The organism is Streptomyces polygonati, from assembly GCF_042650325.1.
Classification (GTDB): domain Bacteria; phylum Actinomycetota; class Actinomycetes; order Streptomycetales; family Streptomycetaceae; genus Actinacidiphila; species Actinacidiphila polygonati.
Genome location: NZ_JBHSBB010000026.1, coordinates 26594 through 51956, shown reverse-complemented (window position 1 = coordinate 51956; position 25363 = coordinate 26594). Strand labels below are relative to the sequence as shown.

The window sequence follows — 25363 nt, the reverse complement described above, 5'->3', positions numbered from 1 at the left end:
TGAGAGCGTCCGGCGGCCGCGTTTGATTCCCGTGCGTCCGGAAAGCCGCTGGCCGGGCGGCTGCGGCACACCAGCCCGCGCTGGCGCGGCACGTCCGTCGAGCCCGCGGCTCAGCGGGAGGCCGGCGCCCAGGGGCCGACGCCGCCGACGCGCTCGACGGCGTACCGCACGATGTACCCGGGGCCCTTGGGCGCCGGGAATTCGGTGTCGGGGGAGACGTAGACCTTCGTCAAGTCGTTGAGCAAGTCCCATACGCCGTCGCTCGGTTGAACGGTGGCCCGCGCCTTCAGCACGGCGTATTCGTTCATCAGGACGCCGGGCACCCGGGGCGCGTCGAAGGACAGCACGACGCGCGGGTCCCGCTCGATGTTGCGCAGTTTGGCATACCAGGACATATGGCCGCTGACCAGCTCATCGCCGTCCAGCCCGACCCAGACGACGGTGACCTGCGGGCTCCCGTCGGCGTTGATGGTGGTCAGATGCGCCATCGGGCCGGCCTCGATCAGGTCTCGCAATTCCTTCGGGAGACCGCTCATGTCAAGATCGTCTCTGTCACGATTTCATCGTAGCAATCAGCCGGGAATGATCAGGCGCACGAAGACGGCAGGACCAGCCTGCGGCACCGTGTTCCGGGGGACTTCCGACGACATTAGTCAGAAATATCCCCGCAGATCGTGGCTGAGGCCGATGCGGAGGGCCGTAGCGGTGATCGATGGCCACATTCAGTCATATTGAACCTCTCGCTCAGCTGCCCGGGCCGACCACGGCCAATGGGCGAATCTCCCAGTCAGGGCAGCGATCTGACGGTTCGTACGGGTCTGCCGGACGCCCGATGGAAGGAGTCTTGACTTTTGCTCATAGCAAGCTAAACAGTGGGTGAGCGAGCTTCATCAGTTCGATGGGCAGCCGCGGTGCGCGGTGCTTCGTACGCGAAGGAGACAACGTTGTCGCGTTCCAGTCGGCATGCCCTCGGCCAGTGCGCCGACGCGGTCCCCGGCCGCGATCGTGGACATCGGGCCGCCCTCCGCATCGCTCCCGGCTCCCCGCTGATCGTGCCTCCCCGCAGGCCGCCATTACCGGTGCCGGCGTGCTCCCCATGAATCTGTGCCCCAGCGGCGCATGACGTGAAGGAGACAACTTTGCACTCCCAGAGACTCAGATCATCAGTCGGGCAACTGCTGGCCGCCGCCCTGGCGGTGAGCGTGGTCGCCGGGTTGCCGGCGGTGGCGCAGGCGAGCCCCGCGGACGCGGCGCGGTCCGCCGCCGCCACATCGCCGGTCTATCTGAACACGCACTACTCCTTCGCTCAGCGGGCGGCCGATCTGGTGTCGCGGATGACACTGGCCGAGAAGGTGGCGCAGCTGCAGACCAACAACGCGCTGGCCATCCCGCGGCTCGGGGTCCAGCAGTACACGTACTGGAGTGAGGGCCAGCACGGCGTCAACCGGCTCGGCGCCGACACCGCGGCGGGGAGTCAGGGCGAGCTCGATGTCACGGCGACCAGCTTCCCGGTGAACTTCGCGTCCACGATGTCCTGGGACCCGGCGCTCACCTACCAGGAGACCACGGCGATCTCGGACGAGGCCCGCGGCTTCCTCGACAAGTCGCTCTGGGGGACGGGGCAGAACAACATCGGCCCGTCCGCCGCGGACTACGGCGATCTCACCTACTGGGCCCCGACCGTCAACATGGACCGCGATCCACGCTGGGGGCGGACCAACGAGTCGTTCGGCGAGGACACCTACCTGGCGTCCGCGATGGCCGACGCGTTCGTCGACGGATACCAGGGGGAGACGATCACCGGCCGGCCGACGAGCCCGTATCTGAAGGTCGCGGCGACCGCCAAGCACTACGCGCTGAACAACGACGAGAACAGCCGGCACACGCAGAGCGCGAACACCACCGACGCGAACGTCCGGGACTACTACACCAAGCAGTTCGCCAGCCTGGTGGAGAACGCGCATGTGTCCGGCGTGATGACGTCCTACAACGCGGTGAACGGTACGCCCGCGCCCGCGGACACCTACACGGTGAACGAACTGCTGCAGGCCACCTACGGGTTCGGCGGATACACCACCTCGGACTGCGGTGCGATCGGCGACATCTACTCCTCCGGCGGCCACAACTGGGCGCCACCGGGCTGGACGACCAACGGCACGACCTGGACGAACACCGCCACCGGCGAGCAGATAGCCGCCGCGGCGGGCGGGCAGGCGTTCGCGCTGCGGGCCGGCACCCAACTGAACTGCGCCGGCGGTGAGCTGACCACGCAGAACATCGACGCGGCCATCTCGCTTGGCCTGTTGACGCAGGGGGTGATCGACAGCGGTCTGACGAAGCTGTTCACGATCCGGATGCAGACCGGTGAGTTCGACCCCGCGAGCAAGGTGGCCTACACCAGGATCACCAAGGCGCAGATCGAGTCGCCCGCGCACCAGGCGCTGGCCGAGAAGGTCGCGGCGCAGGATCTGGTGCTGCTGCAGAACAACAAGGTGTCGGGCACGTCGACCCCGCTGCTGCCGGCCAACCCCGCCGAGCTGAACAACGTCGTCATCGTCGGCAACCTGGCGAACACGACGACGCTCGGCGGCTACTCGGGCAATCCGACGCTCAAGGTCAACGCCGTGCAGGGAATCACCACGGCGGTCAAGGCGGCCAACCCCGCGGCGACCGTCACCTTCGACGCCTGCGGCACCTCGACGACCGCCGCGACGCCCGCGACGTGCTCGGCCGCGACGCAGACCGCGGTCAAGGCGGCGGACCTGGTGATCGTGGTCGTCGGCTCCGACCTCGGCGTGGCCGACGAGGGCACCGACCGCTCGGCGCTGACCCTGCCGGGCAATTACGACTCGCTGATCAGCCAGATCGCGGCGCTCGGCAACCCGCGTACGGCGCTGGTCATGCAGGCCGACGGCCCGTACGACATCCAGCAGGCCCAGCAGGACTTCCCCGCGATCGTGTTCAGCGGCTACAACGGCGAAAGCCAGGGCGCGGCGCTCGCCCAGGTCCTCTTCGGCCGGCAGAACCCCTCCGGCCACTTGGACTTCACCTGGTTCGCCGACGACTCGCAGCTCCCGGCGATCGACAACTACGGGCTCACGCCGTCCCAGACCGGCGGGCTCGGCCGTACGTACATGTACTCCACCGGGAAGCCCACCTACCCGTTCGGCTACGGCCTGTCCTACTCCGACTTCAGGTACTCCCACATAAAGGTGGGACCTGGTTCCGTCTCCGCCGACGGCACGGTGCAGGTCGGCTTCGACATCACCAACACCGGCAGGGCGGCCGGCGCGACGGTCGCCCAGCTCTACGTGGCACCGGAGTTCACCGTGCCCGGCACGGAACTGCCGAAGGAGCAGCTGGCGGGCTTCAAGAAGACGGCGGTGCTCGCGCCGGGGCACACCCAGCACATCAGCCTGTCCGTCAAGGCCGCCGACCTCAGCCAGTGGGACGAGAGCGCCCTCAAGCAGGTCGTCCACCCGGGCGCCTACCAGTTCCGCCTCGGACCCGACTCCGCGACCGTGGCCGGCTCCGGCACGGTGCGGGTGCACGGCGCCATCACCCCGCGGGTGCGGTCGGTCACCGTCCAGCCGGGCCAGGTGGTCTTCCAGCCCGGCGAGACGCTGAACCTCACCCGTAGCAACCCGTGGATCGCGCCGGACACCGACTCCTCGCTCGAACAGGAGCACGCGCCCGCGGACCACATCATCGAAGCGGCCGACAACGACCAGTCGTTCGCCGACCTGTCCCACGCCCACGTCACCTACCGCAGCACCGACCCGCGCGTCGCCACGGTCAGCCGCGCGGGCGTGGTCACCATGCGGGCACCCGGCGCCGCGACGATCGAGGTGACGGTCGACGGCGTGACCGGCACGGCTCCGATCGTGGTGCGGAACCCGTTCAGCCTGAAGGCGGCCGGCATCGTCAAGCCGAACACCACCGTCACCGCGACCGCGGCGTTCACCAACACCAGCGCGGTCGCCGTCCGGGGTCTTTCGATGAGCCTGAAGGCGCCGGACGGCTGGACGGCGACGGCGACCTCACCGGTGTCGCTGTCCCGTGTCGCTCCGGGCCAGCAGGTCACGGCCACCTGGAGCGTCACCATCCCGGGCACCGCGAGTCCGGGCACCAAGGCGGAGCTGGACGCGACGGCGGCGTTCACCGGCGGGGCCGGTGCCTACACCGAAGCCGCGGTCAGCCCGCTCACCGTGACCTCCGGTGCCACCCCCGAACAGGTCACCCCGGTGGTGACCGGGATGAGCCCGCCGGCCGGTTCGCTCCAGGTGGTCGTGCACAACCCGTCGGACACCCCCACCACGGTGACGGGGGTCAACTGGCGGCTCGGCGCCCAGTCGGGCACCCAGCCGGTCAGCGCGACCATCGCTCCCCAGGCGTCGGCCACGGTGGACGTGCCGGTGACGGGCGTCGTCTTCGCCAAGCCCTACCCCTTCACGGTGACGAGTGTCATCTCCGGCGACCTGTCCTCGGAAGCCTTCTCCGGGCATGTCACCTTCCTGCCGGTGGTCAACAAGAGCCTGGGCACTTCGTGGACGCTCGCCCAGGTCCAGGACGGCCCGGCGGTGGATCTGGCCACCACCGCGGACGGGACCTGGGAATCGCTGGACGGCTCGCAGCCTTACGGCGGTCCGTCCGATCTGTCGGGCAAGGTGTGGCTCGACTGGGACGCCGCGAACCTCTACGTCACCGCCGACCTCACCGACGACGTCCAGTCCGAACCCGCGACCGGGGCCGACATCTGGCAGGGCGACTGCCTGCAACTGGCGGCCACCTCCGGTGTGCCGGGCGCGTCGGCCACGGAAAGCAGCGCCTCGGTCAACGGACACTACGAGTACGGAGCCGCGCTCACCTCGGTCGGCGCCCAGTTGTACCGATGGATCGCTCCGACCGAGGGCAGCGGACAGGTCACGGACGCGACCGTCAAGGTGACCAGGGACGAGGCGACCCACACCACCCTGTACCAGCTGGCGCTGCCGTGGAGCGACCTCACCTCGGTCCAGCCCGCGGCGAACACCGTGTTCTCCTTCGCGCTGGACGTCAACGACAAGGACAACGGCGTTCGCAAGGGGTACACGCAGTGGGGCGACGGCATCGGTTCCAGCAAGGACGTCGGCGGCTTCAACATGGCCCAGCTGATGCCCGCGAGCGCGTCGTAGCGTCGTAGCCTCGTCGTCGTGGCGTGAGCCGCGCAGGACGGCGCCGTGCCGGGATCACGGTCACGCCTGACACGCGGCGCGGCCACCGGGCGCTCTTCAGGATCTTCGAAGGTCCTGAAGAGCGCCCGGTGGCAGTACGCGACGGCTGCGCGGGGGTCGATTCAGCTCCGGTCCCGCGGCCGGAGGGCGAGGGTGCGGGCGAGCAGGAGGGCGATGTCGTCCTCGGGCTGCTCGTCGGCCAGCATGGTGTCGATGACCGAGGTGGAGAACTCCTCCAGCGTATTGGCCGGACGAGCGAGGGCCGCGCGCAGCCGGTCGAGTCCGTGGTCGATGTCGGCCCTGCGGGTCTCGACCAGGCCGTCGGTGTAGAGCGCGATCACGCTTCCCTCGTCGAGTCCCGTCTCGACCGACCGGAATTCTCCCAGGCCGACCCCGATCGGTGCCCCGGGCGGCAGGTCGACGAACGTGACGCCGCCGTCGGGGGAGACGACGGCCGGCGGGGGATGCCCGGCGCTGGCCATGGTGCAGCGCCGGGTGGCCGGGTCGTAGACGACGTAGACACAGGTGGCTCCCACGCTCGGCGAGGCGAGCTCCGACTCGGGCCGGTCCCGGGCCAGGCCGACCACGAGTTCGTCCAGACGGGTGAGCACCTGGTCGGGGGGCAGTTCCAGGTTGGTGAGGGTGTTCAGCACCATACGGAGGCGGCCCATGGTCGCCGCCGCGTTGATGCCGTGGCCGACGACGTCGCCGACCATCAGCGCGACCCGGTCGTGCCGCATCGGGATCACGTCGAACCAGTCGCCGCCGACACCGCCGTAGGTGTCCGCCGGCAGATAGCGGGAGGCCACCTCAACGGCCTTGCCCGGGCGCAGGTGGTGCGGCAGCAGGTCGCGCTGCAGGGCCAGGGCCGCGGTGCGCTCGCGGCTGTAGCGGCGCGCGTTGTCCAGGCTCAGTGACGCCCGGGCCGCCAGTCCCTCGGCCAGGACCAGATCGGCCCTGCTGAAGGGGGCCGGGTTCCTGGTGCGGAGGAAGGAGACGATGCCGAGCAGCTGCCCGCGGGCCTGGAGCGCCACGATCATCAGCGAGTGCATGCCGAACCGCTTGACGATCCTGGCCCGGTCCGGGTCGTTGTCGCGCCAGGTTCCCGGGGACCGGTCCATCACCGGCTCGAAGTGGGATTTCCTCGAAGCCATGACGGCGGTGTAGGGCGAGGCCGGAGGGACGAACACCGCCGCCCCGCGCTGCCACAGCGCCTCGGGGACGTCGGGGTGGATCGAGGCCATCCCGCCGCGGTAGAAGGCGGGGATGCTGACCTCCGTGGAGCCGAGGCGCCCCAGGGGCTCCTGATCGGGCATGACGGAATCGGTGAGTTCGACCGCGGCGAAGTCGGCGAGCGCCGGCACCGCGGTGTCCGCGAGTTCCTGCGCGGTGCTCATGACGTCCAGCGTCGTACCGATGCTGGTCCCGGCGTCGACCAGGAGTCCCCACCGCTGCCGCGAACGGCTCCTGCCGATCTCCAGGGCCATCAGACACACCCCCGCCGCCCGGCCGTCCGGGTCGTCCAGGCGGAAGACGGACAGCGAGAGGGCGGACTCCTCGTTCCCCGATGCCGCGGGAGGCATCCATTCCGGGTCCAGGAACGGTGCTCCGCTGTCAAGGACGCGGCGCATGACGGCGGCGAGCTCCTCCGAGCGCTCCGGGGGCAGCAGCTCAGTGATCAGGCGTCCCACGTGCGGACCGCCCGGGATGAGGTCCAGGCGAGTGATCGCCTGGTTGTGCCACGTACAGCGCAGCTCGGGATCACAGCACATCACGCCCATCGGCGAGTGCTCGAAGAGCTTCTCCAGCGACGCGGTGTCCGGGCCGTACCCGGGCGCCGGCCCGGCCGTCCCGGCCTCCCACACGACCCAGTCGTGGCCCGCTCCACCGACGGGAAGCGGGGACACCCGCAGATCGGCGGACCGTCCCCGGCCGTCGCGGTGCCGGAGTTCCACCCGCTCCACCGGCCCGGACCGCGTCCCGGCGGCGTCCGCGGGAGCGGTGGGGCCGCGGACGCCACCGGGCACCAACAGCCGGTCGGCCGGACGGTCCAGCACCTCGTCGGCCCGGTAACCCCACAAGCGCTCAGCGGCCTGCGTCCAGCTGACCACAAGGCCGGCCGGACTGATGACGGCGACCAGCTCCAGTGTGCCGCTCACCGTCGGTCCTCATGCGATCCCGCAGGGCCATGGAGTGACATACGAAAACCTGTTCGTAGGATTTCCCTCCTGGTCTCCAGGGTTCCACAACCTTCGGCACACCACAGGTCCGCCCGCGCTCCTGCTCCCGTCCGGCGTCCGTCCAGGTCGCCGCGGACCTGTCGGCGGAAGCGCGCGCGAGCGCCCGGACCGTACTCCGCGCGCCCGGGCGGGGGCGCGCTCGATCGGCCGGGCCGCTACGGACCGGCCGGGGCCTTCCGGTGGTCCGCGGCCCAGCGGTCCATCCGGGCGGTGATGTCGGCGAAGTGCTCGGCGATCGAGGCGGCGGCGGCGTCCGCGTCGTGCGAGCGGAGGGCGTCCAGGACCTGCCGGTGCTGGCGCACCACGTGCTGGTGGTCGGTGCGCGGCTTGCCGACCTCCGCCTCCAGCTGGCGGTAGACGCCCCAGAAGAGGGCGATCAGCTGGAGCACGAGGGCGTTGCCGAGCGGTTCGTAGAGCAGTTCGTGGAAGCGCCGGTCGTGCCCGGCCCGGCCGGTGTCGCCGTCGGCCTCCAGCGCGTCCAGCTCCTCCTGGAGCCGGTCCAGGTCCGCGGGCGACAGGTCGAGCGCCGAGCGGCGGATGAGGCCGCTCTCCAGCAGCGCGCGCACCTCCACGATGTCGCGCAGCGCGCGCGGGTTCTCCCGGCGGACCGCGAGCCGGGTGTGGAAGAGCAGCCCGGGGGCCATCGGGAGCACCTGGGGTGTCCCCACATAGGTGCCGTAGCCGTGCCGGATGTCCACGATGCCGAGCGCCTGGAGGCCCTTCAGCGCTTCGCGGACCGAATTCCGGCTGACGCCGAGAGCCCGCATCAGCTCGGGTTCCGCGGGCAGCGCCTCGCCCGGATCGAGGTCCAGTTCCACGATCAGGTCGATGACCCGGTCCTGCACGGTCGGCCGCCGATGAGGGCTGGAAACCGCGCCCTTCGGGGCGGCGGGCTTGTGCTGCGCTGGCATGGCGCCTAGGTTACCGCCATGCGTAGGACGTCCTACGTCCTACGTCCCACCTTCGCCCGTCCGCCGCTCCCGAGGATGCGAGCCGCATGACCGACACCGCCGCACCACCGCTGCGCTGGCGGGCCGAGCTGTCCGGACGGGACTGGAAGGCCTTCTCGGCCGCCTGGCTCGGCTACGCCATGGACGGCTTCGACTTCGTCCTGATCACCCTGGTACTGACCGAGATCACCAGGGATTTCCATCTTTCCACCGTGACCGCGGCGACCCTGGTCTCCGCGGCCTTCGTGTCGCGCTGGTTCGGCGGCCTGGCGATCGGGGCGCTCGGCGACCGGCTGGGGCGCCGCCCCGCCATGGTGCTGAGCATCGCGCTCTACGCGGTCGGCTCGATGCTCTGCGGATTCTCGTGGGACTACTGGTCGCTCTTCGCGTTCCGCATGGTCGTCGGGCTCGGCATGGCGGGCGAGTACAGCGCCGGCGCCATGTATGTCATCGAGAGCTGGCCGCGCCGGATGCGGAACACCGCGAGCGGCATGCTGCTCTCCGGCTACCCGCTCGGCGGTGTGCTGGCCGCCAAGACCTACGCGTGGGTGGTGCCGCACACCAGCTGGCGGGTGCTCTTCTGGATCGGCCTCCTGCCGGTCCTGCTCGCGGTCCACCTGCGCCGGCGGCTGCCGGAGTCGGCCGACTGGCAGCGGTCCCGCGCGGCGGGCGGGGAGCCGGTCAGCGCCACCCGGCTGCTCTTCGGCGGCCGCCGCAAGGCGTGGAACGTGCCGGTCTGCCTGATCACGGCGGTCGCCCTGCTCGTCGTGCTCCGGGGCGAACCGACGGCGGTCACGCTGCCGCTGATCGCCTTGATCGCGGCCTGCTTCGTCAACCTGACCGTGCAGTTCGCCGGCCGGCTCTGGCCGGTGGTGATCGCCCTGATGATCACCGTCTTCAGCGCGTTCTGCTACTCCTGGCCGCTGCAGGCGCTGCTGCCGACCTACCTCAAGACGGATCTGCACTACGACCCGGCCCAGGTCTCCGACGCGCTGCTCTACGCGGGTATCGGCTACGCGGCCGGCTCGGTGCTCACCGGCTACCTCGGTGACCGCTTCGGCACCCGGCAGGCGTACATCGGCATGCTGACCGCGTCGCTCGCGTTCGTCTACCCGGTCTTCGCACTGGGCGAGGGGCACCGGGTGCGGCTGTGGGTGCTGCTCTTCATGCTGCTGGCCACCAGCCAGGGCGCCTCCGGGATTCTTCCGAAGTACGTCTCGCAGTTCTATCCGATCCGCCTGCGGGCCGCCGCGCTCGGCTTCAGTTACAACGTCGGCGCGCTGGGCGGCGCGGCGGCGCCGGTGCTGGGCGCGAAGCTGGCGAAGCCGCTCGGCCTGGGGACGTCGATCGCGGTACTGGGCTTCGCGCTCACCGCGGTCGTCGTCCTGCTGGTCGGCTTCGACCTGCCCGGGCGGATACGGCGGCGGGTGGACGCGCGGCATCCCGAGCCGGCCGAGGCGTACGCGCCCGTGGAACAGGACGGCCCGGCCGGATTTGGCAGCACTGATCCCGAGAGTGAGAAGGTCTGATGTTCCACGGAGTGGTCCCTCCCCTGTGCACTCCGCTGACCGAGGACGGGGAGGTGGACACCCGCTCGCTGGAGCGCCTCACCGCGTTCCAGCTCGACGCGGGCGTGCACGGCCTGTTCGTCGGCGGCTCCACCGGGGAGACCGCCCAACTGACCGACGGCGACCGCGACATCGCGCTGCGCACCGTCATCGCCACCGCGGCGGGGCAGGTCCCGGTGCTGGCCGGCGCGATCGACACCGGCACCCGCCGGGTGCTGGAGCACGCCCGGCGGGCCCGGGCGCTGGGCGCCGCCGCGGTCGTGGTGACCGCGCCCTTCTATGTGAACGTGGGCGCGGCGGAGGTCCGCGCGCACTACGAACTCCTGCACGCGGCCGTCGACTTGCCGCTGGTCGCGTACGACATCCCGTCCAACGTCGGCTACAAGCTGCCGCCGGACCTGGTCACGGACCTGGCCCGGCGCGGGGTCATCGTCGCGATCAAGGACTCCTCCGGCGACCTGGCGGGCTTCCAGCGGGTGCTCGACGGCGCCGCCGCCGGCGGCCTGGACTGCCTGACCGGCTCCGAGACCCTCGCCGACCTGGCGATGGCCCGCGGCGCCGACGGCATCGTCCCCGGCCTCGGCAACGTCGACCCCCACGGATACGTCCGCCTCTACGAGGCCGCCCGCGCCGGGGACTTCACCACCGCCCTCGCCGAACAGCGGCGCCTGACCGCCCTCTTCGCCATCGTCGACATCGCCGACCGGTCCCGCGTGGGCCGTATCTCCGCCGCCCTGGGCGCCTTCAAGGCCGCGCTCGTCGCCCGCGGCGTCATCGCCCATCCCCGTACGCAGTCCCCGCTGCTCCCCCTCACCGAGGAGGAGACCCGGGCGGTGGCCGACCGGCTGACGGCGGCTGGCCTGGGCAGGATCGGCTGAGGCGGCTCCGCGCGGTCGCGGGGGCGCGCCCGCGCCGCCGCCAAGTCGTCGGACGCACCGGATCGTTCAACGGGAGGTCTCCGTCATGCCGCTCCAACGACGTCAGCTCATGGTGTTGCCGCTCGCGGCCGGGGTGGTGGGCGCGGGTGGCCGGTCGGCGCGAGCTTCCGCGGCTTCCGGTCCCGGCGGGGTGGTGGAATCCGTGCCGTTCACCGCGGGGGCCGACGGCTACCCCGTCTACCGGGTGCCCGCGGTGGTGCGGACCGGGCGCGGCACCCTGGTGGCCTTCGCCGAGGCCCGCGCCGGGAGTTCGGACACCGGCAGCATCGTGGTGGTCGCCAAGCGGTCGACGGACGGGGGCCGCAGTTGGGAGCCGCTGGCCGTCGTGGCCGGCGACGGCAGCGACACCCATGGCAACCCGGCGCCCGTAGTGCACCCGGACACCGGCCGGATCACCCTGCTGACCTGCACCAACGCCGCCGACGCCACCGAGGCCGCGATCATGTCCGGCGCGGTCCCGGCCGCCTCGGGCCGCCGGGTGTGGGTGCGGCACAGCGATGACGACGGGCGTGTCTTCGGCGCGCCCCGCGAGATCACCGCCGAGGCCAAGGACCCCGGCTGGCGCTGGTACGCCACCGGACCCGGCCATGGCATCGCCCTGTCGTCCGGGCCGTACCGGGGCCGGCTCGTGGTGCCGGCCAACCACTCCACCCCGCCGCCGGCCGGCTCCGCCGACACCGGCACCGAGGCCAAGTACTACGGCGGTCACTGCCTGCTCAGCGACGACGGCGGCGCCCACTGGCGGATCGGCTTCGTCGACGACACCCCGGACGGCGTGGTCAACGCCAATGAGTCCGCCGTGGCCGAACTTCCGGGCGGCACGCTCTACTTCAACGCCCGCGATCAGAACGGCACCGCCCCCGGGGTCCGGGTGGACGCCTGGAGCGACGACGGCGGTGAGACGCTGCGCCGCCCCTACGCACCCCGACCCGACCTCCTCGGACCGGTGGTGGAGGGCAGCGTCCTGCAACCGGACGGTGGCCCGCTGCTCTTCGCCGGTCCCAGCGATCCCGGCGCACGGGCCACGATGGCCGTCCGCGCGTCCTCCGACGGGGGCCGCGGCTGGACGTCCGTCCTGACCCTCTCCCGACTGCCCTGCGGCTACAGCGACTTGGTGGAGACGACCGCCGGGGAAGTGGGTCTGCTGTACGAGAGCGGCACCAGCTCCCCTTACGAGCGGATCGTCTTCAGCCGCATCCCGCTGCGGGACCTGCGGCCGTAACCGACGTGGCGGCGGCGCCCGTTGGCGGCCGCCCGGGGCAGAACGCGGCCTCGACCGACGCGGGGCCCGGGTACGCACCTTCCGTACCCGGGCCCCGCCCCCATGTCCCCCCCGCTGACCGGGACGGTCAGCTCACTGGCTCAGCAGCTTCGTCGCCAGCGTGGCGGCGTTGTAGGAGCCCCACCCCGTCGCGAAGTCCCAGCCCGCGGCGGCGGAGTAGGCGCCGTTGCTGCCACTGGTGATGTCGTGGAAGCCGGTGCCGTTCGCCGTGTAGAGGACGGGGTTGGCGAAGCCGAGCCGGGACTTGCCGGCCGCGGCGGCCTGCTGGTTGTAGAGGGTGGCGAAACCGGCCCACTCGGGGGCCGCCGCGCTGGTGCCGCCGACCTGGCCCCAGCGTCCCTGCGAGTAGATGGAGACTCCCGGCGAGGGGTTGGCCAGCGCCGAGACGTCGGGGACCTGGCGCTTGCCGCCGCCCTGGGACTTCTGGACGGGCGTCTGCCAGCTGGGGATGGCGAACACGGCGGACTTGCCACCGCCGCCGCCGGACCACGCGGTCTCGCGGCTCCAGGCGTTGGCCGATGTGACGGTCAGCGTGGTGCCGCCGACGCCGGTGACATACGGGTCGCTGGCGGGGTAGTCGACGGAGGTGCCGCCGGTCCCGGCGTCGTCGGAGCCGCTGTCGCCCGAGGCCGCGAAGAAGCTCAGCCCCTCGGCGGCGCCCTGCTTGAAGACGGCGTCGACCGCGTTGATGTTGGAGCTGGTGCGCTGTGTCTCGGCGGCGCCCCAGCTGATGGACGTCACGGGGATACCGCTGTCCACGATGGCCTGGTAGGTGTCGACCTCGCCCGCGTCGGAGTTGGGGCCCTCGAAGACGGTGATCTTCGCGGCCGGGGCGATGGCGTTGAGCACCTCGATGTCCAGCTCGACCTCGACCTGGCCGTCGCCCAGCGAGCCGGAACCGCCGTCCACCTTGTGCACGGTGGGAGCCGGCGAGGTCAGCCCGTAGTGGCTGTCGTACGAGGTGATGTTGGACTGCTGGAAGCCGTCGAACTCCAGCAGGGCGATCTGCTGGCCGCTGCCGGTGTAGCTGCCCGAGACGTTGTAGCCGCCCTTGATCTGCGCCGGGGTGTAGCCGCCACCGGGGCCGTTGTGCGGGGTGACGGTGTCGGGCGCCTGGTGGCGCAGCTGCACCCGGTTGTTGAGGCCGGAGACGTCGCTGACGAGCGAGGCGACGGAGCCGGGCAGCGAGGGCGCGCCGTCGTTGGCGTAGAAGGAACGGCCGGAGGCACTGTCCTTCCACGTCGACAGCTTGGTGCCGAAGGCCTTCTCCAACTGGGCGGCGGTGCCGGTGGCGTCGATCACCAGATTGCCGGAGTGCACGGCGCCGACCGTGAGCCCCTGCGAGCGCAGGTAGTCGGTGACCTTCCTGACGTCGGCGTCGCTGCGGCCGAAGCGCGCGGCGAACCCGCTCTTGGTCAGGTAATGGCCGTAGGAGCCCGACGCCGGGTCGCTGACCTGCGCGACGAAGGCGTCCAGCGCCTTGTCGTCGCGGGACGTCAGGCTCACCGCGACGGATATGCGGTCGGTGGAGGTGACGGCGCCGGTACGTACGGCGTGCGCGCTCAGGCCGGTGAGCACATCGCCGGACAGCGCGGTACGGGCGGTGTCCGGGTGGGCGGTGGCGGCGTACGCGGCGGGGACGGCTGCGAGCAGCAGGGCCGGGGTGGCGGCAGCGGCAAGCAGTTTCAGACGTAGGGTCACGAAGGTCCTCCATGCGGGGTGCGGTCCCCTGGTCCGGGGCCGCTTCCACGCTAGAAACCGGTGTGACGGCGCGTAAGCGTGGGAACCCTTGCCACTGTTGTTAAGGATGTGTTTCGTGGGGCATCCGGGGCATGGAGGCCATCGCGTACGCCAGGGCGGTGCGCGAGCGGACCCCGAACCTCCGGTACAGCCGCGAAAGCGTGCCCTCGACCGTCTTGACACTGATGAACAGCTGCGCGGCGACCTCCCGGTTGGTGGCGCCGCCCCGCACGAGTTCGGCGATCCTCGCCTCGGCCGGTGTCAGCGCGGTGCTTCCAGCGCCGCCCACCGTCCCGTCCACCCGCGCGAGTTCGGCTTCCGCGCGTTCGGCGAGTGGCAACGCACCTGCTTGCTCGGCGAGTTGGAGCGCCTCGGTGAGCAACGCCCGGGCGGTGGTCCGGTGCCGGGCCCGGCGCTCGACCGTGCCCAGCGCGGTCAGCGTCCGGACCAGGTCGACCGGGAGGTTGAGCGGGCGCAGCCTCTCCGCGGAGGCCCGCAGCAGCGCCGCGCCCTCCTTGAGCCGGCCTTCCGCCGCCTCCCGCAGCCCCTCCGCGCGCTCCAGCGAGGCCAGCACGCTGCCGGGCATCCGTCCGGCCCGCCGGTAGGCCTCGCGCAGCGTCTGGTCGGCGGCCCCGGTCTCGCCGAGCGCCACCAGCGCCTCGGCCAGGTCGGCGTACCAGCCCAGCAGCGGGGGGTCGCCCGCTCCCATCGAGACCCCGATCCTGGTCACCTGGCGCAGTGACTCGACCGCCTCCGCCACCTGTGTCCGCTCGCCGGTGAACAGGCCGGCCTGGCCGAGCGCCGCCAGTGCCCGCAGCAGGAAGAGCTGGTCGCCGTCCTGCTCGCAGGCGCGCACGGCCCGGACGGCCAGCCGCCGCGCCTCGGCCGCCGACCCGCCGAAGGTCTGTGCCAGTGCGGCCGCGTACAGCGCGGGCGCGGACTCCATGCCCGCCTCGGCCGCGACCTGCTCGCAGCGGGCGGCGATGCGCAGCGCCTCGCGGCAGGCTCCGGCGCGTACGTGCGCGCGGGTCAGCGCCACCAGCGAGGCGACCGTCGACTCCACGCCGTCCGACTCCCCGGTGTGCCGCAGGAGTTCGACCAGTTCGCGGCGGGCGTGGTCCACCCGGTCGGAGTCCAGGGCCAGCACCGCGCGCATCCGGATCAGGTCCCGGCTCTGCCGGCCGCTGTCCGCGAGTTCCACGGCCTGCGCCAACGCGGCCTCGGCGGCGTCGGTCCGGCCGGCCAGTGACCGCACCCGGGCCAGCGTGGACAGCGCGGCGATCCGCGCTCCGCTGTCCCCGGCCCGCTCGGCGCACCGGGCCGACCGCCGAGCGTGCCAGGCCGCTTCGTCCAGTTGGCCGGTCAACAGGCCGCGCACCGCCGCCCAGTGGTAGAGATCCGCCTCCAACTCCGGGGCGCCGGCCGCCTCGCGCAACCCGCCCTCGATGAGTTCGGCCTGATCGCGCAGGGCCTGCCCGGCGCTGCGCAGGAGCACCAGCCGCGCCCGCACCCGGCGGTGGGCGGAATCGGACCCGGCGAGCACCGCGCGGGCGGCCCGCTCGGACTCGTCCCATCGCCCCGCGTCACAGGCGAAACCGGCGGCGTCCAGGAGGCGTTGGTCGCGGACCGCCGGATGGGTCACGGGTGTCCTCCGGACAGCGAGTCCGGCGAGTTCGGCGGCTGCCGCCGGTTCGCCGCGCTCGCGGGCCGCGTGCGCCGCGTCCATCAGGGCCGCCGAGGTGCCCGCGTCCTCCTCGGGGCGAGCCAGCGCCAGGTGCCGGGCGGCCTCGACGGGTCCGGCCACCACCCCGGCCAACCGCTCGTGCGCGGCGCGGCGCTGGGCCTCGGTGGCCTCGTCCCACAGCGCCACGGGCAGCAGCGGATGGTGGAAGCGGACCGCCTGGTCGCCGTCCGTGCCGACCAGGCCGGCCCGCTCCGCCTCACCCAGCGCGGCGGCCACGTCGGGAACACCGGCGGCCCGCAGCAGCGGTGCGGTGGACCGGGCCGCTGCGCAGACCAGGAGCAGGGCCCGGCGGGCCGGCGCCGACAGGCCGCTCGCCCGCTCCCGGACGAGGTCGCGCAGTACGGCCGGCACCGGAAGGAAGCCGCCGCTTTCCGCGGGCAGGCCTTCGCGCGGCGCGCACCGGGCCAACTCCAGGGCGTAATGAGGGTTTCCGGCCGCCGTGCGCAGCACGGCCCGCAGGACGGCCGGCGGCAGGGCGATCCCGGCGGCGAGCAGCAGGCGGGCCACCTCGTCGTCGGGCAGCGGGGGTACGGCGAGGTCCGCGGTGTCCGGCGGGCACACGGGGGTGCCCGCCGGTCCCCGCCCTTCGGGCAGCCGCTGCCCGACGGCGATCCGGATGCCGGCGCCGTCGACGCGCCGGGCCACGAAGGCCAGCACGTCGGCGGTCGGCCGGTCGAGCCACTGGACGCTGTCGACGACCAGCAGCACCGGCGCGGTGCCCGCCAGCCGGCGCAGCGCGTCGAGTACGGCGACGCGCACCGCGAGGCCGTCGGGACGGCGGCCCGGGCCGGGGCGGTGCAGCAGCGCGGTCAGCAGCGCCGCGCGGGGCTCGGGCGGCAGTTCGGCGATGATGCCGGCCGGCATCCGGGCGAAGAGGTCGATCAGGCCGAGATAGGGCAGGCCCGAGTCCCCGGGGCCGGGCGAGCAGCGCAGGACGGCGGTTCCCCGGATCTCCGAGGCGCTCGCGACGGCGCCCAGCAGCGTCGACTTGCCGATGCCGGCCGGCCCGTGGACCAGCAGTCCCGTCCGCTCCCGCAGCAGCCGGAGCGCCTCCTCGGTGAGATCCCCCCGCCCGGCACCCGCCCCCCGCGGGTCCGGCCGGTCCGGCCGGCTCGGCGGAACATCGGCGAAGACTCGGTCGGGCACGGTGCGGCCTCTCCTTCTGGTCCGGAACCGCGTCGACTCCGGCGGCTGATCACCGACCATTTCATGTGCTCATGACAACCATCGGAATGCCGTGTGTCAATGCCGCCGGGCGCCGCGCGGGACGGCCCGGTCCGGCCGGGGTTCCCCGACAGGCCGGGACCTCAGGCGGATCGGTACCCGGCGCCGGCGGTGTCGCCCCCGGCCGGCGGCGGGCCGGGCCGGTCGCCGGCCCGCTGACCAGCGCGGCGATCCCCCGTCGTCGGCAACGCCGCCCGCGAGGCCCACCGATGCCCGACGGACGCCGCCGGGCCCGGCCGGCACCGCTTCGACCGCGCCACGCGGCCTCCAGGGCGCCGTCCTTCGACTCGGCCGCGGGCGGGGTCAGTTGCCGGCGCCGAGGGCGGACATGAAGGCGGACGGGTACCGGTCGCCGCGCGCGGCGCCCCGCGGCACCGCCTTCTCGATCTCGGCGAGGTCGTCCGCGCCGAGGTCCAGCTCCATCGCGGGCAGCGCCTCGGCCAGCCGCTCGCGGGTGCGCGCGCCGACCAGCGGCACGATGTCCTCGCCCTGCGCGGCCACCCACGCGATGGCCAGCTGGGCGACGGTGCACCCCTTCGCGCCGGCGACCCGGCGCAGCGCCTCCACGAGGGCGAGGTTGTGCTCCACGTTCCCGCCGGAGAAGCGCGGACTGAAGCCGCGGACGTCACCGGGCCCCGAGGTGTGCCCGGCGGACCAGTGCCCGGAGATGAGGCCGCGGCTCAGGACGCCGTACGCGGTCAGGCCGATGCCGAGCTCCCGCAGCGTGGGCAGGATCTCGGCCTCCACCGCGCGGGACACCAGCGAGTACTCGATCTGCAGGTCGGCGATCGGGTGGACCGCGTGCGCCCGGCGGATCGTCGCCGCGTCGACCTCCGACAGGCCGACGTGCCGTACGTACCCGGCGTCGACCATCTCCTTGATCGCGCCCACCGTCTCCTCGATCGGCACCGCGGGGTCCAGCCGGGCGGGGCGGTAGACGTCGATGTGGTCGGTGCCCAGCCGGGTCAGCGAGTAGGCCAGGAAGTTCTTCACCGCCTCGGGACGGCCGTCGATCCCGCCGAACCCGGGGCCCGGCTCCCGCAGCATGCCGAACTTGACGCTCAGCCGGTAGCCGTCCCGGTCCCGGCCGCGCAGCGCCTCGGCGAGCAGCAGCTCGTTGTGGCCCATGGCGTAGAAGTCGCCGGTGTCGATCAGTGTGACGCCCGCCTCCAGCGCGGCGTGCACGGTGGCGATACTCTCCGCGCGGTCGGCCGCGCCATAGGCGCCCGACATGCCCATCGCACCCAGGCCCAGCGCGGAAACGGCCGGGCCGGTGCTGCCCAGGGTTCGTATCTGCATTGTGTTCTCCCTTGTCGTGGATCCGCCGCCCACCTTGCGCCCGCGCCGCGGCGTACGGGAGCGGAGCGCTCATCATGGGAGAGCCGCTCCCTGGCTCGGCCTTCCTCCGCGAGGGAGCATGGAGTCATGGAACGTGACCAGCTCGCCGACTTCCTGCGCCGCCGCCGCGAGGCGATCCGTCCGGGCGAGGTCGGTATCGCCGACGGCCCCCGCCGCCGCACCACCGGCCTGCGCCGGGAAGAGGTGGCCCTGCTCGCCGGGATGTCGGTGGACTACGTCGTACGCCTTGAGCAGGGGCGCAGCAGTCAGCCCTCGGCCCAGCTGCTCGGCGCGCTGGCCCGGGCACTGCGCCTGTCCGACGACGAGCGCGACCACCTCTTCCACCTGGCCGGCCACCGGCCCCCGCCCGCCGACGGGGTGGCCCGCCTGGCCCGGGCCGGCCTGATCCGGATGCTCGACCTGCTCGGCGACACCCCGGCCGTGGTGCTGTCCGACCTGGGCGAGGTCCTCGCCCAGAACCGGGCCGCCGTCCTGCTGATGGGCGATCACACCGGCTTCTCCGGCGACCGGCGCTACGCCGCGTACCGCTGGTTCACCGACCCGGCGGCCCGCGCCGCCGGGGTCCCCGAGGAGCGGGAGCACCACGCCCGCCGGCTCGTGGCCGACCTGCGGGCGGTCGTCGGCCGGCGATCCGGCGACCCCGCGGTCACCGGACTCGTCGACCGGTTGCGGGCCGCGAGCCCCGACTTCGGCCGGCTCTGGGCCGAACACGAGGTGGCGGTCCGGCGCGCCGACCGCAAGACCTTCGTGCACCCCGGGGTGGGTCCCCTGCTGATGGACTGCGAGACCCTGGTCACCCCCGACCAGGGCCAGCAGCTGCTGGTGCTCACCCCGGCGGACGCCGAGGCCCGCGAGCGGCTGGAGCTGCTGCGGGTCCTCGGCGTCCAGGAGTTCTCCACGGGGGCGGCGGGCACGCCCGCACGGTGAGGACTCCCGGGTGTTCCCCCGCACGCGCGTTCCCGGTCCGGCGCCGGTGCCGGCGGCGGTCAGGGACGGCTCAGCAGATCGCGACCCACGGGTCGTACGGAATGCCGGTGCCGGTGGAGGCGAGGATCTGCCCGGAGGCGTCCCTCACGACGCTCGACGCGAAGACGCAGGTGCTCCCCGGCGCGTACACCTGCATCCCGAAGGACGACCCGACAGCGGGATCGGTCTCGTAGTCCTCGTAGAAGCCGAGCCACCCGCCGTGCCCGTCGGGCTGGCTGGAAAGGCGCCGGATGCCCTTGGTGACGGTGTTGGTGGCGACCGGCACGCTGATGACCGCCCGTACCCAGTTGGTGCCGCACGACGGGGAGTAGCGCACCTCCATCGTTCCGAACGTCGCCTGCTGGCTGTTGATCGGCCGCGTGGCGATGGTGATCGCGTCCGCCTGGCAGCCGGTGGTCGCCGGATTGCTGCCGGTGTAGGGGTCGTACGGGGCGGCCGCGGCGGGCACCGCCGCCAGGGCGACGGCGCTCGCGACCGTCGCCAGCAGGGTCAGGGTCCGTTTTCCGGTGACGCGCATGTGATGCTCCCTGTTGGTGTGGCTGGTGGGAAACGCCGTGGCGGGGATGCTCCGGAGCGGTGGCGCAGCCGAGAGCCGCTCAGCCGGAGCCCGGGGCGGTGGAAATCAGCGCCGCCGGGCGGTGATCCGCCGCTGGATGTGCTCGATGGCAGGTCTACCGGGGGGCGCCGGGGGCCGGACAGCGGTCGCCGGGGGCTCGTACGGCTTCGTACAGGCCGGGTTCCGGGCTCGCGGAGACCTCGTACGGACTCGTACGGAGGGAGCCCTCGCGCTACCCGCAGGGCGCGGTGTAGGGCAGGTCGGGCAGGAAGCGGGCCCACTCCGCCGGTGTGATGGGGTCACCGACGGTCGCGCAGATCCAGCGGGCGACCGAGCGCGGGTCGGTGTTCCACAGGTGCACGGCGTCGCCCCGCCCGCCGGCCGCCAGGGTCCGGCCGTCAGGACTGAAGCCGACGGTGAGCAGGCCGTCGTCGGACGACTTGAGCGTGGCGAGCAGGGCGGGCCGGCGGGGGCGGCGCAGGTCCCACAGCCAGACGGTGTGGTCGATGCTGCTGACGGCGAGCCGGTCGTCGCCGGGGGCGAAGGCCAGCTCGTAGATCTCGCCCACCGGTCCGACGAGGGGCGAGCCGAGGAGCACCGGGCGGCCGGGCCGGGAGAGGTCGACGAGCCGGACGGAGTAGTCGGCGCCGCCGAAGGCGAGGAGACGGCCGTCGTGGCTGAAGGCGGTGGCGTAGACGGCCCCGCCGAGTCCGCGGACGGTCGTCAGCAGCCGGGGGTGCCGGCGGTCGCGGACGTCCCACAGATAGCCGCGGGCGTCCTCCCCCGCGACGGCGAGCAGCTTCCCGTCCGGGCTGAAACGCACCCCGAAGGCGATGCCCGCCGGCCCGGTCAGTGCCGCCAGGACGGCGGGGCGGGCCGGATCGGCGAGGTCGAGCAGGTGGACCGAGCCGTCGTCGCTGGAGACCGCGGCGGTCGACCCGTCGGCGCTCAGCGCGATGGCCTCGATCGTCGCGCGGGCGACGCGCACCGGCCGGCCGAGGGCCGCGGGGTGGGCGGGGTCGGCCAGGCCGAACACGCTGACCGTTCCGTCGGTGGCGCCCGCGAGGGCCGCTTTCGCGTCCGGGGCCAGCACGGAGGCACCCGCCAGGGGCGCCAGGGCGGGAGCGTTGCCCGTCGGCCCGGCGACGGCGGCCGGGCGCTGCGGATCGGTGACGTCGAACAGATGGAGCGTGCCGGCGCCGTCGCCGGCCAGCAGGCGGCGGCCGGTGGCGTCGAAGGAGACGGAGAAGACCTGGCTCGTACCCGTGGTGAGGACCGGGCCCGGCACGCTCCAGGAGCGCAGCACGCCGTCACCGGCCAGGGTGTCCAGGGTGCCGGTGTCCTCGTAGGCGGCGGACAGGACCGGCGCGGGCTGCGGCAGCGTACCGAGCGGCTGCCGGGAGCGGGGGTCCCACAGCCACAGCTGGGTGTCGGCGCTGCCGGCCGCGAGGGTGCGGCCGTCCGGACTGAAGGCCACCGTGTTGATCCAGCTGGCCGGTCCCGTCAGCGGCCTGCCCAGCGGCGCCGGGCGCGCCGGGTCGCTGATGTCCCAGGTCCGGACGTTGTGTTCGCCCGCCGTACCCGCCGCCAGTGTGCGCCCGTCGGGCGAGACGGCGATCGCGTAGATCTTGCTGCCGGCGCCGGTGAGGGCGGGCAGCCCGCGCGGCCGGCCGCTGGCGGGGACATCCCACAGCCGTACCCGTCGGTCGTCGCCGCCCGCGGCCAGGACACGGCCGTCCTGGGTGAACGCCACGGCTCTGACCGCCTCGTGGGACCCGGTCAGGACGGTGGGCGCGGCGGCTTCGCCGCCCACCCGCCACAGCCGGACCGCGCCGTCGTCGCCGCCTGCGGCCAGCAGCCGGCCGTTCGCGCCGAAGGCCAGGCCCAGGACGCTACGGGACACCCCGGACACCAGCGGCAGCGGCGCCGGGTGCGAGGGGTCGGCCACGTCCCACAGCGCGACCCGGCCGGTTTTGTCGGCCACGGCCAGCGTCGCGGCGCCCGGGCTGAGGGCGAGGGCGGCCGGGACGCGGCCGAGCCTCAGGGCGGGCCGGACCGGGACCGGCGCGCCGCCCGCCCGGGTCCGCCACAACTGCACCTGTCCGGCGGAGGTGCCCACAGCGATCAGTGCGGAGGTGGAGGCGCTCACCACGCCGGTACCGGGACCGGCCCGCAGCCGGCGCGCGGTGGGCCGCGCGGACGAGTCGAGCAGCGACGCCCGGGCCTCCGGAGTGGCGGCCGTCCGGTAGGCCGCCAGCGCCAACTGCGCCGCCAGCCCGGGGTCCTTGTCGCGCAGCCGGTCGGCGCGCTCAGCGGTCTGCCGTGACAGCGCCATGCGCGTCTCGCGGTGGGCGGTGTCGCTGACGCGGCGCGCGTAGCCGGCCGCCCCGGCCGCGAGCAGCACGAGCACCATCAGCAGGCTCGATATCTGGTAGCGGCGCCGGACGCTCCGCCGAGCCGCCGCCTCCCTGGCCGCGGCGGCCTCGGACGAGGCGGCGAGGAAGCTCCGCTCCAGCGGGTTGAGCGCCTGCCCGGAATCGGGCCCGGCCGCCCACTCCAGAGCCGCCGCGAGCGTCCCGCCCCGGTGCAGGCCCTCCGCCGGGTACTGCTCGTCGCGCCACGCGCGGGCGGCCGCGGTGAGCCGGCCGTGGACGCGGTGGCCCTCCCGGTCCTCCTCCAGCCAGTCCCGCAGCCGCGGCCACGCCGCCAGCAGGGCCTCGTGGGCGATCTCCACGGTCCGCTCTCCCGCGGTGAGCAGACGATGGGTGACGAAGACGTCGAGGACCTCGGCCATGTCGTCGGCGGGGGAGTGCGGAGCGGTGGGCGGCCGCGCGGCGGCGGTGCCCGGGCGCGGGTCCGGGTCCGGGTCCGGGGGCATACGGGCATCGAGGAGTTCGTCGAAGGCGACGCGGCGCCGGGTGTCCGCGGTGCTGTCGTCGGTCTTCACCAGACGGAGGAACAGCTGCCGTGCCACCGGCCGCTGCCCGACCGGTAAGGACAGGAAGGCGACCTCCGCCGTCTGCGCGATGGCGCCCCGCACCCCGCCGGCGGCCCGGTAGTGGCGCAGCCCGACCGTGGTGGCGCGCGGGTTCTCCGCCCGGGCCAGCTCCACGATGGCCTGCAGCGTGTACGAAAGGAGCGGCAGCAGGCCCACTTCACGTGTCGCGTCGGCGAGCAGCAGCTCGACCAGCCCGTCCTCCAGCTCCAGCCCGGCCAGCCGGGCGGGTTCGACGATCACCTCCCGCAGCTGGGCCGGCGCCATCGGCCCGACCGGGACCTGCCCCTGCTGCAGCGCCACCGCCAGTCGCGGATAGCGCAGCGCGCGGCTGTAGAAGTCGGCGCGCAGACCGAGCACCACCGGACCGGGGTGGTCCAGCACCACGGCCATGAAGGCGAGGCGTTCACTCTCCTCGGCGCACAGGGTGAAGAGCTCCTCGAACTGGTCGACCAGCACCACCGCGCCCTCGGCGATCTCGGCGGTGTGCCGGGCCCACTGGCGCAGCGGCGCCGAGCCGGGCGTCATCACCACCGACGCTCCCACCCGCGGCAGCAGCCCCGCCCGCAGCAGGGACGACTTGCCCGACCCCGATGGTCCCACCACGACCAGCGGCACACCCCGCCGGCGGCAGGCGGCGAGTTCCGCCACCAGTTGCTCGCTGAGGGCCTCCCGGCCGAAGAACACCCCGGCGTCGTCCGCGCCGAACGCCTCCAGACCGCGGTAGGGGTTCCACGTCGGCGCGGCGCCCCGGCGGGCCCGGGCCGGCAGCGAGCGCAGCGCCTCCAGCCACGCCTTTCGCGGCTCCCCGGCCGGGACCCCCAACGCGGCCAGCAGCGCGGCGAATTCGGCGTGCACGGCGAGCTGCGGCAGATGGCGGCCGGAGCAGTAGCCCGCGATGGTGTTGAACCCCAGCCCGCACTCGTCGGCCAACGCGCGGTACGACTTCCCCGACGCCCGGCGCAGCGCGTCCAGGGCCCGCGCGAACTCCTCCGCTGTCTCGATGGCTGATCCCTCCGTGGCGGTGTCGGCGCGGCCACGGTACCGGCGGGGCCGGACACCCGAGGGCACTGCGGTCAGGTCGGCCGAAACGTGACCGGTGGCCGGCGCCGACCTCGCCGACGGCAGGCGGGGCCCGCGCCACCGTGGTGACTCCGCCGGGGTGCCCCCGGCTGCGGGGGATCGATGCCGGCCGGGCGAATTGGCCCATGGATCCGCGGCGGAAATGGGCCACACACCTCAGCCACCCGGCGCGTAGCGTCGTACTCATGACGACGTACGACACGCAGGAAACCGAAGAACGCGTCCCCGAGCACGCGGCACGCCTGGACCTGGCGAAGCTCGCCCCCGAGGCCTACAAGGCCATGATCCGCCTCGACGCGGCCGCCGGGCAGGGTGTCGAGCCGGCCCTGCTCCACCTGGTGAAGGTCCGCGCGTCGCAGATCAACCACTGCGCCTTCTGCCTGGACATGCACAGCAAGGACGCACTGGCGGCGGGCGAGTCGGCGGAGCGGGTCATCCAGCTCAGCGCCTGGACGGAATCGCGGCACTTCTACACGGCCAAGGAGATCGCCGCGCTCGAACTGACCGAGGCGATCACCGTGCTCACGGACGGATTCGTCCCGGACGAGGTCTACGCGAGGGCCGCGAAAGAGTTCGACGAGGCCGAGCTGGCCGGTCTGATCATCGCGATCACGACGATCAACGCGTGGAACCGCTTCGGGGTGTCCACCCGGATGGTCCCGGGCCACTACACGCCCAGAGCGTGACCCCCCGGCCGAACGGCCCGCGCGCCCGCCCCGCCGGCTCACCCTCCGCACCCCTCGGGACGAGTGAAAAGATGACCGCCGCCACCTTCCGCGCTCTGCACCACGGCCGACCCGCGGGCGACCCCCTTGTGCTGCCCGGGCCGTGGGACGCCGGCAGCGCCCGGGTCTTCGCCGACGCCGGCTTCCCGGCGCTGGCCACCCCCAGCGCCGGGATCGCGGCCTCACTGGGTTACGAGGACGGCTCGACCCCGGCCGGCGAGATGTTCGCGGCGGTGGCGCGGATCGTGCGGGCCGTCTCCGTGCCCGTGTCCGCCGACGTCGAGGGCGGTTACGGCCTCACCCCCGGCGAGCTGGTCGGCCGGCTCCTGGAGACGGGCGCGGTCGGCTGCAATCTGGAGGACTCCGAGGGGCACAGCACGCTCAAGGACCCCCAGCGGCAGGCGGACTGGCTGGCCGAGGTACGGGCGGAGGCGGGCGACGCCCTCTTCATCAACGCGCGGGTCGACACCTTCCTGTTCGGGACGGGCGACCCGGCCGACGCCGTGGCACGCGCCCGGCTGTACACAGCGGCCGGCGCCGACTGCGTCTACCCCCTCCTGGCACCGACCGAGGTGTTCCCGACGCTGCGGGCCGGCATCGAGGGCCCGGTCAACATGGCCGCCGGACCGGACCGGGAATCCGTGGCCGAGCTGGCACGGCTGGGCGCGTCGCGGATCACCTTCGGGCCGGGGATGCAGCGGTACGCGATGGGCGCGACCGGCGAACTCGCGGCGCGGCTGCGCGGCTGACGCCCGATGA

15 protein-coding genes are annotated in these 25363 nt (G+C 73.3%); 7 read left to right on the top strand and 8 right to left on the bottom strand.

Annotation, left to right across the window (positions count from 1 at the left end):
* Positions 1-110: 110 nt before the first annotated feature.
* On the bottom strand, positions 111-536 hold the full coding sequence (locus ACFO3J_RS28370; RefSeq protein ID WP_386435177.1) for a PPOX class F420-dependent oxidoreductase: 426 nt from the start codon (positions 534-536) through the stop codon (positions 111-113).
* Between the two features lie 603 nt (positions 537-1139).
* On the opposite strand from ACFO3J_RS28370, the gene ACFO3J_RS28365 reads away from it, so the two are divergent.
* Positions 1140-5174: a glycoside hydrolase family 3 C-terminal domain-containing protein gene (locus ACFO3J_RS28365; RefSeq protein WP_386435175.1), complete on the top strand. Its 4035-nt coding sequence runs from the start codon at positions 1140-1142 to the stop codon at positions 5172-5174.
* A gap of 161 nt (positions 5175-5335) precedes the next feature.
* On the opposite strand, the gene ACFO3J_RS28360 is transcribed toward ACFO3J_RS28365, so the two are convergent.
* Entirely contained in the window at positions 5336-7372 is a 2037-nt protein-coding gene (locus ACFO3J_RS28360) for a SpoIIE family protein phosphatase (protein WP_386435172.1), read from the bottom strand.
* Between the two features lie 236 nt (positions 7373-7608).
* Positions 7609-8364: a FadR/GntR family transcriptional regulator gene (locus ACFO3J_RS28355; RefSeq protein ID WP_386435169.1), complete on the bottom strand. Its 756-nt coding sequence runs from the start codon at positions 8362-8364 to the stop codon at positions 7609-7611.
* 86 nt (positions 8365-8450) lie between these two features.
* Here ACFO3J_RS28355 and ACFO3J_RS28350 point away from each other — a divergent pair, with 86 nt between their 5' ends.
* From ACFO3J_RS28350 to ACFO3J_RS28340, 3 genes are all read left to right on the top strand, one after another.
* Entirely contained in the window at positions 8451-9932 is a 1482-nt protein-coding gene (locus ACFO3J_RS28350) for a sialate:H+ symport family MFS transporter (RefSeq protein WP_386435166.1), read from the top strand.
* Positions 9932-10849 carry a dihydrodipicolinate synthase family protein gene (locus ACFO3J_RS28345; protein WP_386435164.1) on the top strand — a complete coding sequence of 306 codons (918 nt, stop codon included), beginning with the start codon at positions 9932-9934 and terminating at the stop codon, positions 10847-10849. Before ACFO3J_RS28350 ends, ACFO3J_RS28345 begins: the two co-directional genes overlap by 1 nt.
* Before the next feature lie 85 nt (positions 10850-10934).
* Positions 10935-12131: a sialidase family protein gene (locus tag ACFO3J_RS28340; RefSeq protein ID WP_386435161.1), complete on the top strand. Its 1197-nt coding sequence runs from the start codon at positions 10935-10937 to the stop codon at positions 12129-12131.
* A 132-nt stretch (positions 12132-12263) separates the two neighbouring features.
* Here the strand turns inward: ACFO3J_RS28340 and ACFO3J_RS28335 are convergent, their stop codons facing one another.
* The 3 genes from ACFO3J_RS28335 to ACFO3J_RS28325 all read right to left on the bottom strand — a co-directional run bounded on the left by ACFO3J_RS28335 (position 12264) and on the right by ACFO3J_RS28325 (position 18198).
* Positions 12264-13892 (bottom strand): S53 family peptidase, encoded by a 1629-nt coding sequence (locus ACFO3J_RS28335; RefSeq protein WP_386435158.1) that lies wholly within the window; start codon positions 13890-13892, stop codon positions 12264-12266.
* A 100-nt stretch (positions 13893-13992) separates the two neighbouring features.
* The gene (locus ACFO3J_RS28330) at positions 13993-16821 is read right to left on the bottom strand and encodes an AAA family ATPase (RefSeq protein WP_386435155.1); all 2829 of its coding nucleotides are present in this window, start codon (positions 16819-16821) and stop codon (positions 13993-13995) included.
* Between the two features lie 381 nt (positions 16822-17202).
* The gene (locus ACFO3J_RS28325; protein WP_386435152.1) at positions 17203-18198 is read right to left on the bottom strand and encodes an aldo/keto reductase; all 996 of its coding nucleotides are present in this window, start codon (positions 18196-18198) and stop codon (positions 17203-17205) included.
* A gap of 126 nt (positions 18199-18324) precedes the next feature.
* Here ACFO3J_RS28325 and ACFO3J_RS28320 point away from each other — a divergent pair, with 126 nt between their 5' ends.
* A complete protein-coding gene (locus tag ACFO3J_RS28320) occupies positions 18325-19185 on the top strand; it encodes a helix-turn-helix transcriptional regulator (RefSeq protein ID WP_386435149.1) in 861 nt (286 codons plus the stop codon).
* Between the two features lie 70 nt (positions 19186-19255).
* On the opposite strand, the gene ACFO3J_RS28315 is transcribed toward ACFO3J_RS28320, so the two are convergent.
* The gene (locus ACFO3J_RS28315; RefSeq protein ID WP_386435146.1) at positions 19256-19762 is read right to left on the bottom strand and encodes a DUF2690 domain-containing protein; all 507 of its coding nucleotides are present in this window, start codon (positions 19760-19762) and stop codon (positions 19256-19258) included.
* 271 nt (positions 19763-20033) lie between these two features.
* Entirely contained in the window at positions 20034-23867 is a 3834-nt protein-coding gene (locus ACFO3J_RS28310) for an NACHT and WD repeat domain-containing protein (protein ID WP_386435143.1), read from the bottom strand.
* Between the two features lie 197 nt (positions 23868-24064).
* On the opposite strand from ACFO3J_RS28310, the gene ACFO3J_RS28305 reads away from it, so the two are divergent.
* Together ACFO3J_RS28305 and ACFO3J_RS28300 are read left to right on the top strand one after the other, a co-directional pair.
* Positions 24065-24565: a carboxymuconolactone decarboxylase family protein gene (locus ACFO3J_RS28305; protein WP_386435140.1), complete on the top strand. Its 501-nt coding sequence runs from the start codon at positions 24065-24067 to the stop codon at positions 24563-24565.
* Positions 24566-24636: 71 nt separating this feature from the next.
* Positions 24637-25353, top strand: coding sequence for an isocitrate lyase/PEP mutase family protein (locus ACFO3J_RS28300; protein ID WP_386435137.1), 717 nt, complete (start codon positions 24637-24639; stop codon positions 25351-25353).
* Positions 25354-25363: the final 10 nt, after the last annotated feature.

What these genes read in the sequence shown, in the direction of transcription:
- ACFO3J_RS28320 (WP_386435149.1), top strand. Translation starts at nt 18,325, where the DNA reads ATGGAACGTGACCAGCTCGCCGACTTCCTGCGCCGCCGCCGCGAGGCG.
- ACFO3J_RS28370 (WP_386435177.1), bottom strand. Translation starts at nt 536, where the DNA reads ATGAGCGGTCTCCCGAAGGAATTGCGAGACCTGATCGAGGCCGGCCCG.
- ACFO3J_RS28305 (WP_386435140.1), top strand. Translation starts at nt 24,065, where the DNA reads ATGACGACGTACGACACGCAGGAAACCGAAGAACGCGTCCCCGAGCAC.
- ACFO3J_RS28355 (WP_386435169.1), bottom strand. Translation starts at nt 8,364, where the DNA reads ATGCCAGCGCAGCACAAGCCCGCCGCCCCGAAGGGCGCGGTTTCCAGC.
- ACFO3J_RS28300 (WP_386435137.1), top strand. Translation starts at nt 24,637, where the DNA reads ATGACCGCCGCCACCTTCCGCGCTCTGCACCACGGCCGACCCGCGGGC.
- ACFO3J_RS28340 (WP_386435161.1), top strand. Translation starts at nt 10,935, where the DNA reads ATGCCGCTCCAACGACGTCAGCTCATGGTGTTGCCGCTCGCGGCCGGG.
- ACFO3J_RS28315 (WP_386435146.1), bottom strand. Translation starts at nt 19,762, where the DNA reads ATGCGCGTCACCGGAAAACGGACCCTGACCCTGCTGGCGACGGTCGCG.
- ACFO3J_RS28325 (WP_386435152.1), bottom strand. Translation starts at nt 18,198, where the DNA reads ATGCAGATACGAACCCTGGGCAGCACCGGCCCGGCCGTTTCCGCGCTG.
- ACFO3J_RS28345 (WP_386435164.1), top strand. Translation starts at nt 9,932, where the DNA reads ATGTTCCACGGAGTGGTCCCTCCCCTGTGCACTCCGCTGACCGAGGAC.
- ACFO3J_RS28350 (WP_386435166.1), top strand. Translation starts at nt 8,451, where the DNA reads ATGACCGACACCGCCGCACCACCGCTGCGCTGGCGGGCCGAGCTGTCC.